Origin of the sequence: Enterococcus sp. DIV1094 (assembly GCF_017316305.2) — a bacterium.
Classification (GTDB): domain Bacteria; phylum Bacillota; class Bacilli; order Lactobacillales; family Enterococcaceae; genus Enterococcus_B; species Enterococcus_B mangumiae.
In genome coordinates this window covers 2,501,407-2,515,906 of record NZ_CP147250.1, presented here as the reverse complement: position 1 = coordinate 2,515,906, position 14,500 = coordinate 2,501,407, and the positions used below count along the sequence as shown (strand labels likewise).

Below are 14,500 nucleotides of genomic sequence, written 5' to 3'. Positions count from 1 at the left end.
CTAAACTTCCTCCATTTTGCTGATTTCATAACGATAAGTTTCCATATTGACATTTGCTAATAAGCGATCACAGATTGCTTCGATCGTTGCCTCAACTTCCTCTTCACTCGCTGATACTTGGATCTCAAAATATTTTCCGATACGAATCTCTTCGATCGCATCGTAACCTAAACGATGAACCGCGTTTTTAACTGCTTCTCCTTGAGGGTCTAATACTGAGTCCTTATATGTTACGTACACTTTTACAAAATACATGATTTATTCTCCTTTATTTTCGATTGATAATTGATTTAAACGATTCAGTACTTCTTGATAGACAGGAATGATATCACCGATCTTCCGTCGATATACATCTTTATCCATATGTTCATGGGTCACAAGATCCCATAAACGACAAGTATCCGGGGAGATCTCGTCTGCCAGTTCGATTTCACCTGACGCAGTTCGTCCAAATTCCACTTTGAAATCGACCAATTGTAAATCGATTTTTTTGAACAGTTCACTTAAATGTTCATTGATTTGCAATGCTTGTTTTTTTAGCTCTGCAATCTCTACTGGCGTTGCCAACTCCAGAAAAGTAACATGGGCATCATTGATGAATGGATCATTTAATTCATCTTTTTTATAATAAAATTCAACGATCGGTGTTGGTAACACTTGTCCTTCTTCTACTCCTAAACGCTTTGAAAAACTTCCAGCTGAAATGTTTCTCACGACCACTTCCAAGGGAATGATCGACCGTTTTTTAATTAATTGTTCGGTTTTTGATAATTTCTCAATAAAATGATTTTTGATTCCTTGTGTCGCTAAGTATTCAAAAATAGCACTTGTGATTTGATTGTTTAATTCAGCTTTCCCTTGCATCTGATCTTTCATCCCACCATTGAGGGCTGTTACTTGATCTAAATACTCCACCCATAAGACAGATTCATCATTCGTGCGAAACATTCTTTTTGCTTTTCCTTCATAGAGCAAATCTCGTTTTTCCATGTCAACGACTCCTTGTTTTATTAACATTGCTTGGACAACGCGTAATATTTGTTCGTCTTTTCACTTTAAATTTTACCAAGGCTCTGAATTCAAAGCAATATAAAAGTGTACATTTTATTAATTAAAAACGTTTAATGTTCGGTTTTAACATCATTCTTAAGATTCATGCTTCTTCGTTAAGAAGCGTTTACACATTTCTTGATTGGTGATATAGTAGATTTAAATAAAACAGTTAGATGTTTCAAGGAGGTTACTGAATGGAAGATCCAAGTACGTCTGCCCAAAGTTTTTTACTCGATTTATCTGTAGAAGAAAAATCACGCTTATATAATGATCTGCTTGCCATCAAAGATGTTGATGCCTGTATGAAGGATCGAAGCTTTTATACATTTAGAAAACTTCGTCGTGCAGCAAAACGACAAACAGAATGTCGAAAGCGAACATTTCATTATCAGACACAAAACAACCATGAATTAGTGATCAAACAAATCCATGAGCAGAAGCTCTTCAAGCATCATTATCGATTGCGCGTGACGTTCGATCAACAAGAGTTAGGCTACACTTTTGTCGAGACCTTATTGAGCCTTCTTCATTCACAACATTTTGATTTTGGTCATCAAATCGCTTACGCCTAAACAAAAAGAACACCCTTCAGTAGTTGATCTGAAGGATGTTCTTTTTTTCTTCAATTTGAAATAATCGTTTTAGTCATCTATTGTTCGTGTTTTATACATAAAGCAGCTTTTTGTTCTACCCGATCGATTCAGGCTAAACCAACACGTTCAAAAATGACATCAACATTTTTCATGTGATGGTTATAGTCAAAGGCTTCATCGATTTCTTCTGATGTCAAAACAGAAGTGATCGCTTCGTCTTCTTCTAATAACGGACGGAAAGCCACTTGATTGTCCCATGAATAAGCAGTCTTAGGTTGAACAAGATCGTAAGCTTCTTCTCTTGTCATGCCTTTGTCGATCAATTTCAACATAACACGTTGACTGTAGATCAAGCCGAAAGTAGCTTCCATGTTACGCTTCATGTTTTCTGGGAATACTGTAAGGTTTTTAACGATATTGCCGAAACGGTTCAACATGTAGTCAAGCAAGATCGTTGTATCAGGTAAAATGATTCGTTCCGCAGAAGAATGTGAAATATCTCTTTCGTGCCAAAGCGAAACATTCTCGTAAGCGGTGATCATATGTCCACGGATCACACGTGCTAAACCTGCCATATTCTCTGACCCGATCGGATTCCGTTTATGAGGCATTGCTGATGAACCTTTTTGTCCTTTCGCAAAAAACTCTTCCACTTCACGTGTCTCAGATTTTTGAAGTCCGCGGATCTCAGTCGCAAAACGCTCAATACTTGTCGCAATCAATGACATCGTTGCAAAATACTCTGCATGCAGATCACGTGGTAAAACTTGGGTCGATACTTCTTGCGCACGTATTCCTAATTTTTCGCAGACATACTCTTCGATAAACGGTGGGATATTCGCAAACGTACCAACAGCGCCAGAAATTTTCCCTGCTTCTACGCCTTTTGCTGCATGTTCAAAACGTTCGATGTTTCGTTTCATCTCAGAATACCAAGTAGCCAATTTCAGTCCAAAAGTCGTTGGTTCAGCATGCACACCATGCGTACGTCCCATCATCACGGTATACTTATGCTCTTTTGCTTTTTCGCCTATGATCGCTGTGAAACGTTTCAAATCTTCTCGCAAAATGTCATTGGCTTGTTTGATTTGATAACCGTAAGCCGTATCGACAACATCTGTACTCGTCAAGCCATAATGGACCCATTTTCTTTCTTCGCCAAGTGTTTCAGACACAGCTCGAGTAAAGGCAACGACATCATGGCGAGTCGATTGTTCGATCTCTAAGATACGATCAATATCAAAAGACGCATGTTCACGAATTTTTGCGACATCTTCCTTAGGTATTTCTCCTAACTCTGCCCAAGCTTCATCAGCAAGGATCTCCACTTCTAGCCATGCTTGGTATTTGTTTTGCTCTGTCCAAATATTGCCCATTTCAGGTCGTGTATAACGTTCTAACATCAAGTATTCTCCTTTAGTCCCAAATATTCGTTTTTTCGATTTCTTTCAATGTCGCCTCGATATCTTCTGTCAAAATCGTGATATGTCCCATCTTACGACCTTTTTTTGCTTGTTTCTTGCCATAAAAATGGAATTTCCAATCTTGTTTTTTGGCAATCAAATTGTAACTTTCTAATAGTTGCTCGCCTAAAACGTTGACCATGACTGCTTTGCTCAATAGTGGCACTTTTTCAGCTAACGGCCAGCCACAGATTCCGCGAATATGCGCATCAAACTGTGTCATCCCACAAGCTTCCAAGGTGTAGTGTCCTGAATTATGTGGACGTGGTGCTAATTCATTGACGTATAATCCACCAGTCTTCGTCAAAAACATTTCGACGCCAAGTACACCGGACAAACTAACTGCTTCGGCGATCACTTTCGCGATCCTTTCTGCTTCTTCGATCACATCAGTTGGAACCGTTGCTGGAGTGATCGTTTCATGAAGAATGTTGTTGCGGTGGATATTTTCAACAACTGGGAATGTCATATATTGTCCTTGTCCATTTCCAGCGACCATGATCGATAGTTCTTTCTCAAATGGGATCCATGCTTCTAATACGCAAGTCCCTTCTCTTAAAAGATCCATCGCAGGAGCTAAGTCCGCTCGACTCTTCAGAACATATTGCCCTTTCCCATCATATCCGCCTCGAGTTGTTTTCAACACACAAGGATAGCCGATACCATCGATTGCATCTTGGATATCTGTTGGACTAACGATCGTCGCATGTGGTGCGATCACAATATTATTTGTTTCTAAAAAAGATTTTTCTAAAAGACGATCTTGCGTGATCGCCAACAAATCTGTCCCTTGAGGAATAAATGACATGGGCAAAATCGCATTCAGCGCTTCAACGCTGACATTTTCAAATTCGTAGGTGATAACCTCAGTTCTTCTTGCAAGTTCCTCCAAGGCAAAAGTATCATCATATGAACTTTCGATATGCCAATCTGCTACTTGAGCAGCCGGGCAATCATTCATTGGATCAAGTACACCGACTTTGAATCCCATTTCTTTTGCACTGATCGCCATCATGCGACCTAACTGTCCACCACCGACGATCCCGATCGTCGATCCTGGTAATAATGGTTTAACCAAGTTGATCACTACTTTCTATTACAGATTCAACCGACATTGCGCGTCGTTTCGCTAATGCAGCCTCCAATTCTAAATCATACATTGAAAGCATCTGTATCGCAAGTAGACCGGCATTAATTGCTCCAGCTTTTCCAATTGCGGTTGTCGCTACAGGGACGCCGCCTGGCATTTGGACGATGGACAACAAAGAATCTAATCCGTTCAATGTTCGGCTTTGGACAGGAACACCGATTACCGGTAGGGTCGTTTTTGCGGCAACCATCCCTGGTAGATGCGCAGCACCGCCCGCCCCAGCTATGATGACTTTTATTCCTTTTTCTCGAGCTTCCTCAGCGTATGAGAACATCAAATCAGGTGTCCGATGCGCAGATACCACTTTCTTTTCATATGGAACACCAAATTCTTCGATGATTTCACACGCATGTTTCATTGTATCCCAATCCGAAATACTTCCCATGATCACAGAAATTTTTGCAGTCATTCGTTTCTCCTCTCGATTTGTATTCACTCATATTTTATCAATCGCTATCTTCAAAATCAAGTGAAATTCGAATGAAATCAACTTAATATGTATTATTGTTCGTTTTTTGGAATCGATCAAAAAACTTCAAAACAAGTTTTTCCATGATCGAAATAATTCGTTTTTTAACAAATCGTTAAAACTGTTCTTCCTGTTTTTCAAACACATCAAAAAAGCCTGTTGCCTATCCTTCAACTAAAAAAGCAGAGAACCCGAAAATATCAACCATTTTCAGATTCTCTGCATTTTTTGTTCACTATTATTTGTGAAGGGACTTAGATCAATCCTTCAGTGCTTCTTTAATGATTTTCTCGTCTTGTTTTAGTCCGTTGAAGACTAAGTTCAAAACAATGGCTGTGATACTGCTCATGACGATACCATTTCCAGTAAACATTTGGACTGTTTCTGGTAATTGACTGAATAGTTCAGGCATCAAATTGAATCCTAAGCCAAAACCGATCGATACCGCAGCAATCAACAAATTTTTATCATTTGTAAAATCGACTTCTAGCAACATACGGATTCCTTGGATCGCAACCATACCAAACATCACAAGCATTCCGCCACCAAGAACTGGTTCAGGAATGATTTGAGCAACCGCACCGATTTTAGGGAATAAACCTAAAATGATCAAAAAGAAAGCAGAAAAATAAATCGGTTTTCTTGTTTTGATTCCAGAAAGTTGAACTAATCCAACATTTTGCGAAAAGCCGGTATACGGAAATGTATTAAAAATACCACCTAAGACCACAGCTAAACCTTCTGCTCGATAGCCTTTTTTCAGTTGTTCTTCGCCAATTTTTTTGCCAGTGATATCCCCCAAGGCAAAGTATACGCCTGTTGACTCGACCATACTCACCATCGAAATGATGATCATCAATAAAATCGACCAAATTTCAAATGTCGGCTTGCCAAAATAAAAGGGTTGCGGTACGTGGAAAATCGGTGCCTGACCAATCGCACCTAAGTCGATCTTACCTAAGAAGCCCGCTAAGATACTTCCTCCGATCAAACCAATCAATACTGCAATCGAACGGATGAATCCTTTTCCTAATAATTGCACGCCTACGATCAAGAGGATCGTCACAAACGCTAATAATAAATTAGTCAAATCACCAAATCCAGGAGCAGCTGCACTACCGCCACCCATTTTTTCGATCGCTACAGGAATCAATGTCAGCCCAATCACTGTGATCACTGTTCCAGTTACGATTGGTGGAAAGAGCTTTTTGATCTTAGAAAAGAAGCCCGCTACTAAAACGACGAAAATCCCCGATGCGATGATCGAACCGTAGATTGCCCCTACACCTTCTGTACTACCGATCAAAATCAACGGTGCCACTGCTTGGATCGCACAACCTAAAACAACTGGTAAGCCGATGCCGAAAAAGCGATTGACAGTCAATTGCAAAAGTGTGGCTAACCCACACATAAAAATATCGATTGAGATAAGATACGTCATCTGTTCTTGATTAAACCCTAACCCCGTACCGATCAGTAACGGTACAGCAACAGCGCCTGCATACATCGCCAATAAATGCTGTAGTCCTAAGACAGCAGCTTTACCATTTTGTGTTTCTTTTTCCACGCTTATGCATCCTCCTCAAGAAATTCTACTTGACCATTTGAAAGTGAGGCAACGCGTGCAAGCGATACGACTTTCAAACCCATTTCTTCAAGAAGTTGGCGACCGTCTTGGAATGATTTTTCAATGACGATCCCAATTCCTTCAACGCTCGCTCCTGCTTGCTGGCATAATTCGATCAAGCCTTTTGCCGCTTGACCGTTGGCTAAAAAGTCATCGATGATCAATACTTTATCGTCAGAAGATAAAAATTTCCGAGAAATCGAGATCGTGCTCGTTACTTGTTTCGTAAATGAATAGACAGAGGCAGTTAGTAATTCTTCGTCCATTGTTAAACTTTTGGCTTTTCTAGCAAAAATCATTGGTACGCCCAACTCTTTAGCTGCAAATAAAGCTGGTGCGATGCCAGAAGCTTCAATCGTTACGACTTTAGTGATTCCTTGCTCTTTAAAAACTTCTGCAAAACGTTGGCCCATTTGTTCCATCAAAACTGGATCAACCTGATGAGTAACAAAACTGTCTACTTTTAACACGCCTTCACCCAAGACTTGCCCATCTTTATTGATACGTCCTACTAATTCTTTCACTTTATTTACTCCTTTTCTTGCTAAATTCATTTTACTCACAATAGAAAAAACATCTCTTCTGCTCGAATATATAAGCAAAAAAGATGTCTCACTACTTTTTCACTTATAGTCCAACATTTACGGTGCTGGCTAGAAACTGTCATCCTTATCATGACGATATATAAGTTGTTCGATTATTCGATTGATAAACGCATTGTTTTTAAACGATGAAAACAGTCTAACACTTGTTTCTGAAACTTACAACCATCTTTCTCGTATTTCTCATAAAGGATTTATCTTAGGTTTAGGTGATGACCACACGCATTGATCCAACACAGAAAGTAGACGAATCTTTTAGATAAAAAAAGCAACCCGTCCAAAAAGAGAAAGGTTGCTAAAGTCAAGATTGTACGAGACTGGAACAAAAGTAAAACCCATTATTTTTTATTGCTTGGAGCTAGACAGTTGTCACAACAACTAGTTTTTGTTTAAGATTCAGTTCGTCTTCTCGATTTTTCGGTATTTGTCCATTTTACGACTGAACAATTCCCCACTGCTTGGTGGCGTATAGGTGATCGCATTAGCACCAGCTTCAATCGTTTCTTTGATGCTCTCATCTGTTGGTCCACCAGTCGCAATGATCGGTAACTCTGGATATTTCTCTCGGAAAAAACGTACAGTCTCTGCTGTGTCTTTTCCTGCACTGATATTGATGATCGTGATACCTGCCGCTAATTTCTCTTCGATTTCCGAGTATTTGGATGTCACCGTACTGATTACTGGGATATCGACAACCTGACAGACATCATGAACTGTTTCTACAGGTGTCGGTCCATTCAATACCACACCTAGTGAACCTTGCGCTTCAGCGAAAAGACTCATGTATGCAGAACGCATCCCTTGCGTCAATCCACCACCAACTCCAGAAAAAACTGGAATATCCGCTGCTTCAATAATGCTTTTCGTAATCGCCGGGTGCGGCGTAAACGGATAAACTGCGATCACTGCATTTGCATTTGTGTTTCTGATGATCGCAATATCTGTTGTAAAGATAATCGAACGTATCAACTTTCCAAAAATTTTAATCCCACTTGCTTCCATAATGACCTCTGGAACTCTCACGATATCTTTACGTAATTCTGTCATTATTTCCGGAACAAATAAATCTGCCATCCGTCCACTTCCGTTCTATCTGATTATTGATCGTATTGATTTAACTGATAAGTTTCAATCACATGTATGATTTTATCAGCATATGTCGGATCTGTCGCATATCCTGCTGTTTGTAACGCGTGGGCTGCCTCGATGTAATTCGTCGCAGCGATCACATTCGCATACAGAGCAGGGTTCCAATCAACACCATTGATAAATAATGCAGTGTGATCATCCATCGACTCTTCCCATGAAGAATAGACTCGGAAGTCTCCTTGGATGGTGATCCATTCTTCATTGATATATTCTTTTGTTTCCAGATTGACTTTTTCTTCGTTCCCAAATGCCTTGATGCCAAATAGGTTCTTATATTTACTTGCAAGGGTACTATTGCCCCAATCAGATTCAAGTATAGCTTGACCGATGATGATGCTCGGCAAAACGCCATATCCTTGCTGCAGCTCTTTTGCGTGAGGAACTAATGCATTGATGAATTCTTGATGGGTCAACTCTTCTTGTTGCTGTGCTTCTGTGGAATATGGGGATGACAAACTTCTCATAGAAAAAACAAAAGCCATCATCATCAACATACTTCCTACAATTACAGCAAACCAGCGATTATTTTTGCGCCTTTGTTTTTTCCATTTCTTTTTTGCCATTTCTTATTCCTACTTTTCTTTTAGTTGGTCTAAGTACTCCTCCATCGTTAAATCATTTGCTGCGATATATTCCGCACTTTCTTTGCCCACATATCGTAAATGCCAAGGTTCATAAGTGATCTTGGTAATATCCTGACGACCTTTTGGATAACGGATGATAAACCCATATTTAGGGGCATTTTCCGCAAGCCACTTAGCGCCTGGTTCCTCACCATACTTTTCATCCAGAACTGTGCTTGGATAGTTGTTATACCATGTTTCATCGACCACATCCACAGCTAAACCAGTATGATGTTCACTATAACCAGGTTCTGTCATCGTTTTTTTCGTGATATTGGTCGCTTCTTCTTCAGTGACACCTTGACTGCTCATCACTTGTTGTACATTTTGAGAAAAAACTTGTTGTTGCGTAGCCACAGACCGGTATGCAGATACCATTACCAGCGGAAAGCCCGCTGTCTCTGCTGCTTTAGCCAGTGCTTCATAGTCCGTTTTGATGCGCTTATCGACCAAATAGCCATTGTCTAACGCAACCAATTGATTCGCTTCATCAATTTCTGTCTCAAGCTTATGATCAGGTCCCACCAAAACAAGTGACCAATCGTCCACTTTGACATCTGGCAACTCACTAGCTGTTTCATTTTTTGTCTGGTTTTCTGAACTTTCTTTTGTTGTACTCGTAGTTGTTTGCTCAGTCTTTGAATTATCCGCTCGGACCTTCGTATCAGAATCTTTTTCACTGATGACTACATAGCCCATCGCAACGATCATGATCACAACTGCAGCAAAACCTAAAATTTTATTCACTTAAAAAATCCTTTCATTCCCCTTCTGGCTCCACTTTCTCACTGATATAAGTTTCTTCCAGATTTTCATTTACCCAATCTAATAACTCGATTTTCTCTCCTTCGATTTGCTTTTGAACTTCTGCTGGTAATCGGAAATTCAAAATATCATCATAGCCCCACTCATCATATTGAATACTGACTTTCAAGTCAAGATATCCATTGGAAATTTGATCATTTTTTAAAGGAACCAATTCGACATCCGCACTGCCGCTGCCAACCCATTTCTGAGCAATACGAGTTTTGATTTGCTTATATTCTGCTACTGCAACATTTCTTTTTTCAGGGAAAATGATGGTTTGACGTAAAATTTTCTGTGTCAGCATCCACTCATAATCTGTAAAGAGGTTTTTAACTTTTTGCATTGCTTCTGATGGCAGATTTTGTTCGCCACGCTTCCAGCCTTGCCAAGTTCCTTCGTCCACCAATAGATAAGTATCTAAGAAATTTTGTTCTGTTTCAAATTGTTCGAGTAAAACACTCATAATAAGATCAACGTATACTTGATGCATGGTAATTCCCTCCTCGTAATTATTTTACTTAAATTAAATTGAAAAATCATCCACTTGTACATTTTTTTCCTCTTTTTTTAGAAAGCGAATCGGCAAAACGAACGAATCCCCTTTTTTTGTTATAATAATAGTGAACCCAAGGTTATTCAACTAAATACCCTTACAATAACTATAGCATGAGGAGAGATGAAAAATGAAAAAATTTCACTGGGGCATCGTTGGTCTAGGATCGATTGCCCAAGAATTTGCAGAAAGCTTCAATCAGCAATCAAGTGAATTGGTTGCTGTCGCATCACGTACACTCGAAAAAGCACAAACGTTTGCTACCCGTCATGCCATTAAAAAAGCTTATGGCGATTACCAAGATATGTTACAAGATCCTGAAGTGGATATCGTCTATATCGCCGTTCCTAATCGTCAACATATCGATTACATCCTTCCTGCCTTAGAAGCAGGAAAACATGTTTTATGCGAAAAAGCGATCACTATGAATAAAGCAGAACTTCAAAAGGCCATCCAGTTAGCAGAACAAAAAAATCTGATTTTGGCAGAAGCAATGACGATTTTCAATATGCCTTTATATCAGCAACTTCGTTCAATGATCGACTCAGGCAAATTAGGGGCACTGAAAATGATCCAAGCGCCTTTTGGCAGTTACAAAGAACCTGATCCAACCAACCGTTTTTTCAATCCTGATTTAGCAGGCGGTGCTTTGCTGGATATTGGGACTTACGCTGTTTCATTTGCACGTTTCTTTTTAAGTTCACAACCTGAAGTCATCGCTTCTCGAATGATTCCATTCAAAACAGGCGTCGATGAACAATCCGTGACCATTTTACAAAATAAAGAAAATGAATTAGCGACGATCAGCCTCACTTTCCAGGCAAAAATGCCAAAAGTTGGTATTGTCGCTTTTGAAAATGGCTATCTTTCGATCAATGATTATCCTCGCGCAGATCAAGCCGAAATCATCTATACAGATGGCACAAAAGAATTGATTGAAAGTGGCAATCGTGCACAAGCAATGAATTATGAAATTGAGAATATGGTAAAAATGATCGAAGGCGAACTCCCTAATCGCTCGCTGTATTTAACCGCCGAAGTCATTGCACTGTTAGACGAGATGCAAGAACAGTGGAAGAAAAACGGATAAATAAATATAAAATAAGACGAAGCAGATGGTCATTAGTATCGCTTCGTCTTATTTCTTCACTTTTCAGCATCTACGATCATCTGCTGAGAAAATTCTACTTTTATTTCAATAAAACTTTTAAATGATTGTAAAAACTGGAATAACTCCGCACGAGCTTCAAATTCACTCCGAGTAGTAGGTAATGGCATTTGACGATACAATCCATACACCTCTTCGATACGTGCTAATATTTCTTTCCCATCATTCGACTCAGAAAATGTTTCGGCTGTATAAATCAATAATCCATAGATATGGTCGCTATACGGTACCGGCTCATGGATATACTCTAAATTCTCTTGCATGTCTTGGATCACATTGATCTGTGCTCGACGCATGGAAAAATAAGTTTCATAGTATTGATTTTGTCTGAGCAAGTTATTCTCTTGATGATCCCGCGCATATGCTTGACTTTCTCGAATAAAAACTTGCAATTCTTTACATAATCCTTGATTCTCGTAGACACCATCAGAAATCAGAAAATCTGCCATATTCCTCAAGAGTTGTCGAAAACGCTCTTCAATGATCACTTGATTTTCTTTTAGTCGTTTTTTACTATCTGGCATGTAAACATTTGACAACAAAGCGAAACCTACCCCAATCATCATCAGAGCCGCTTCATTTGCAATCAATTGCCAACTCATACTTTGTTCACTTAGATAATGCGTGATCAAGACTGAATTCACAACGATTCCTTCTGTCAATTTGAACCGCACAGCGATCGGAATAAAAAATAAAAGAAAGACACTGAAACTGATGATTCGATAGCCTAAAAAAGTAAAACACAAAAAGGCAATAAATGTAGCAATGATAAATGCAGCGATTCGATAAATACCAGTCATCAATGTCGAGCGACGAGTATTCCCCACACTCAACAAGGCTATAATCCCGGCAGACGGCCAGAAGAGCAAGGAAAAATAGTTGGCAACTACCATCGAAGCAAAAACGCTAATGACCGTTTTTACCGTTCTCATTCCAATTCGCATGATCGGCTCCTTTCTTTTTCTTGAATTATACTAAATTCATCCATGAAAAACTAGCAATCCAAGGTAAGTTTAGTTATGATATTGTAAAGAACATAAAGGAGAGTATACTATGCAATTTGGACGCTTTCGACTTGGTATGCGTACAATGAAGAGCGCTTTAGCTGTTTTCTTATGTATTTTGATCTTCCATCTCTTTAATCGTGGCATTCCAATGATTGCTGCCCTATCTGCTGTTTTTTCCTTACGCCAAGATTTGACGACTACCTTTTCTTTTGGTCGCTCACGAATCATCGGGAATCTACTTGGTGGCGGATTAGGAATTTTCTATTTTTTTGTCAAAAGTTACTTCCACAATGATTTTTTAGTTGAACTGATCGTGCTCCCACTGTTAGTGATCATCGTAATCGTCTTATCTGACGGGATCAATAATAATTCTGGAATCATTGCTGCTATCGCAACATTATTGCTGATCTCTTTAAGCATCCCCCAAGGCGAATCAGTCTTCTATGCTGTTGAGCGGGTTTTTGACACCTTTATCGGGACATTTATCGCCATCGGGATCAATTTCTTCTTACGTCCACCAGAAGTAGAAAAAAAAGAAGAGATTGTCGAAGACTTAGAAGAATTAAGAAAAAAAGAGCAAGCCTTGCTTGAAAATCTTGAAGAAGTAAAAGCGCAGATCCGTAAACAAAACGAACAAAAATAGCAAACGATAAAAAAACTCAGAGAAAAATTGTAGTGACCTTCAAAAGTTAGTATCTTGGTCTAACTTTTGTGGTCAGTACAACTCCTCTGAGTTTTTTTCATTCAACGCCTATTCTTTCGGTTCGTTTGATCCTTCATAGACATTCAATTGTCGAGAATTTCCGCGAGTAGAAAGATTTTCTATAATGTCTTTGATGTCCAATCCAGTTGTTTCTTTCAATGTTTCTTGTGTCGTAGACAACAAGTTTGTGGCATAGCTCGTTACCCGATTAGCACCGCCTGTTTCACCTGAGGCACTACCTGTATCAACGACAGAGATTTTTTCAATATTTCCAAGAGGTTGTGCCGCTTCACGCATCAATTGAGGCAACATTTCGATCACCATGCTAAGCACAGCCGCTTCTCCATATTCTTTGAACGCATCTGCGATTTTTTGTTTTGCTTCAGCTTCGGCTTTCCCTCTTGCTAATGTTGCTTCCGCCTCAGCTTGCCCAGCTAAACGAGTCTGATTTGCCTGAGCTTGCGCTAATGCTTCGATTCTAAATTGTTCCGCTTCTGCCTCTGTCACTTCTTTGACTTTTTGCGCTTGCGCTTCTTGTTCTTTCGCATAACGATCAGCATCTGCTTTTTTCTTCACTTCAGAATCATATTGTTTTTCACGACGAATGATTTCTTTTTCTTCTAGTTCGATTTGTTTTTGACGTTCAACGACTTTTACTTGCATTTCTTGTTCGATTACTTGTTGTTGCTCCCTTGCGCTTTCTAAATTATACGCTTGGTCAGCTTTTGCTCGTGCCACATCTTGCTCTTGCTTGTAAGCAGCTAGTTTCAATTCTTTTTCTTTCAGAGACTCAGCGATCTCTGTTTGACGTTGTAATTCGGCAGCTTGTGATTCTTTTTCTGCTTCCGCTTTTTTGATCCGTGTCTCTTTTAGTGCTTCCGCTTCTGCAATATCTGCATCACGTTTGACCTGAGCAATCCGTGGTTTCCCTAATGAATCCAAGTAACCATTCTTATCACGTACTTCTTTGATCGTGAAGGAAACAATGATCAAGCCCATTTTCGCTAGATCCACAGAGGCCACTTCTTGTACGCTTTGGCTGAATTTGTCACGATTTTGATAAATTTCTTCCACTGTCATCGAACCTAAGATCGAACGTAGATGACCTTCTAAGACTTCACGAGCCTCATTTTCAAGTTCTTCACGCGTTTTCCCTAAAAATTGTTCCGCAGCTGTCGCAATTTCTTCTACAGAAGAACCGATTTTGATGATCGACGTGCCGTCACACATTACTGGAACCCCTTGTTCGGTATAAACTTCTGGGGTAGATACATCTAATTTACTTGATAATAAACTGATGCGATTCGAACGTTGAAAAACTGGCAGTACGAATGCCCCGCCACCACGAACGATCTTGATTTTGTTGTTGCTCTCATCCGCATGGACATTTTTACTTCCTAAATAACTACCACTGATGATCAATGCTTCGTCTGGTTTTGCCGTTTGGTACTTGGCTACAAAGACGATCAATAGCATCAAAACGATCAATACTGCTAAAACAATTGCTACAAACACTCCAGATATTTCCATTTT

The 14,500-nt window shown here is 39.5% G+C and carries 16 protein-coding genes and 1 riboswitch; of the genes, 3 read left to right on the top strand and 13 right to left on the bottom strand.

The annotated features are described in order from the left end of the window. Positions 1 to 255, bottom strand: coding sequence for a phosphoribosylformylglycinamidine synthase subunit PurS (gene purS / locus DOK79_RS12020; protein WP_206857942.1), 255 nt, complete (start codon positions 253 to 255; stop codon positions 1 to 3). A 3-nt stretch (positions 256 to 258) separates the two neighbouring features. Beyond that, positions 259 to 990 (bottom strand): phosphoribosylaminoimidazolesuccinocarboxamide synthase, encoded by a 732-nt coding sequence (gene purC, locus DOK79_RS12015; RefSeq protein ID WP_206857944.1) that lies wholly within the window; start codon positions 988 to 990, stop codon positions 259 to 261. A gap of 257 nt (positions 991 to 1,247) precedes the next feature. On the opposite strand from purC, the gene DOK79_RS12010 reads away from it, so the two are divergent. Further along, positions 1,248 to 1,625 carry a hypothetical protein gene (locus DOK79_RS12010; protein ID WP_206857946.1) on the top strand — a complete coding sequence of 126 codons (378 nt, stop codon included), beginning with the start codon at positions 1,248 to 1,250 and terminating at the stop codon, positions 1,623 to 1,625. Between the two features lie 128 nt (positions 1,626 to 1,753). Here DOK79_RS12010 and purB read toward each other — a convergent pair whose 3' ends face one another. The 9 genes from purB to DOK79_RS11965 form a co-directional block, all read right to left on the bottom strand. Beyond that, positions 1,754 to 3,049 (bottom strand): adenylosuccinate lyase, encoded by a 1,296-nt coding sequence (gene purB / locus DOK79_RS12005; RefSeq protein ID WP_206857947.1) that lies wholly within the window; start codon positions 3,047 to 3,049, stop codon positions 1,754 to 1,756. Between the two features lie 13 nt (positions 3,050 to 3,062). Beyond that, positions 3,063 to 4,187 carry a 5-(carboxyamino)imidazole ribonucleotide synthase gene (gene purK, locus DOK79_RS12000; protein WP_206857949.1) on the bottom strand — a complete coding sequence of 375 codons (1,125 nt, stop codon included), beginning with the start codon at positions 4,185 to 4,187 and terminating at the stop codon, positions 3,063 to 3,065. Continuing rightward, entirely contained in the window at positions 4,180 to 4,668 is a 489-nt protein-coding gene (purE, locus tag DOK79_RS11995; RefSeq protein WP_206857958.1) for a 5-(carboxyamino)imidazole ribonucleotide mutase, read from the bottom strand. The genes purK and purE overlap by 8 nt, the downstream gene beginning before the upstream one ends. A 319-nt stretch (positions 4,669 to 4,987) precedes the next feature. After that, the gene (locus tag DOK79_RS11990) at positions 4,988 to 6,295 is read right to left on the bottom strand and encodes a solute carrier family 23 protein (protein ID WP_206857960.1); all 1,308 of its coding nucleotides are present in this window, start codon (positions 6,293 to 6,295) and stop codon (positions 4,988 to 4,990) included. A gap of 2 nt (positions 6,296 to 6,297) precedes the next feature. Then, positions 6,298 to 6,879, bottom strand: coding sequence for a xanthine phosphoribosyltransferase (locus DOK79_RS11985; protein ID WP_206857962.1), 582 nt, complete (start codon positions 6,877 to 6,879; stop codon positions 6,298 to 6,300). An 86-nt stretch (positions 6,880 to 6,965) separates the two neighbouring features. After that, positions 6,966 to 7,063: riboswitch (purine riboswitch) on the bottom strand. 290 nt (positions 7,064 to 7,353) lie between these two features. Beyond that, on the bottom strand, positions 7,354 to 8,031 hold the full coding sequence (locus DOK79_RS11980; protein ID WP_206857964.1) for a hydrolase: 678 nt from the start codon (positions 8,029 to 8,031) through the stop codon (positions 7,354 to 7,356). Positions 8,032 to 8,054: 23 nt separating this feature from the next. Continuing rightward, entirely contained in the window at positions 8,055 to 8,669 is a 615-nt protein-coding gene (locus tag DOK79_RS11975) for a glycoside hydrolase family 73 protein (RefSeq protein ID WP_206857966.1), read from the bottom strand. 9 nt (positions 8,670 to 8,678) lie between these two features. Next, complete coding sequence (locus DOK79_RS11970) at positions 8,679 to 9,476, bottom strand: D-alanyl-D-alanine carboxypeptidase family protein (RefSeq protein WP_206857968.1); 798 nt, start codon at positions 9,474 to 9,476, stop codon at positions 8,679 to 8,681. A 13-nt stretch (positions 9,477 to 9,489) separates the two neighbouring features. Beyond that, entirely contained in the window at positions 9,490 to 10,026 is a 537-nt protein-coding gene (locus DOK79_RS11965; protein WP_206857970.1) for a hypothetical protein, read from the bottom strand. Between the two features lie 193 nt (positions 10,027 to 10,219). Here DOK79_RS11965 and DOK79_RS11960 point away from each other — a divergent pair, with 193 nt between their 5' ends. Next, positions 10,220 to 11,179, top strand: a complete 960-nt coding sequence (locus DOK79_RS11960) for a Gfo/Idh/MocA family protein (RefSeq protein WP_206857972.1) — start codon at positions 10,220 to 10,222, stop codon at positions 11,177 to 11,179. A 56-nt stretch (positions 11,180 to 11,235) separates the two neighbouring features. Here the strand turns inward: DOK79_RS11960 and DOK79_RS11955 are convergent, their stop codons facing one another. Further along, positions 11,236 to 12,201, bottom strand: a complete 966-nt coding sequence (locus DOK79_RS11955; RefSeq protein WP_206857974.1) for an aromatic acid exporter family protein — start codon at positions 12,199 to 12,201, stop codon at positions 11,236 to 11,238. Between the two features lie 109 nt (positions 12,202 to 12,310). Between DOK79_RS11955 and DOK79_RS11950 the strand changes: the two genes are divergently transcribed. Next, entirely contained in the window at positions 12,311 to 12,907 is a 597-nt protein-coding gene (locus DOK79_RS11950; RefSeq protein WP_206857976.1) for an FUSC family protein, read from the top strand. A gap of 108 nt (positions 12,908 to 13,015) precedes the next feature. Here the strand turns inward: DOK79_RS11950 and DOK79_RS11945 are convergent, their stop codons facing one another. After that, positions 13,016 to 14,497: a flotillin family protein gene (locus DOK79_RS11945; protein WP_206857978.1), complete on the bottom strand. Its 1,482-nt coding sequence runs from the start codon at positions 14,495 to 14,497 to the stop codon at positions 13,016 to 13,018. Between the last annotated feature and the right edge of the window lie 3 nt (positions 14,498 to 14,500).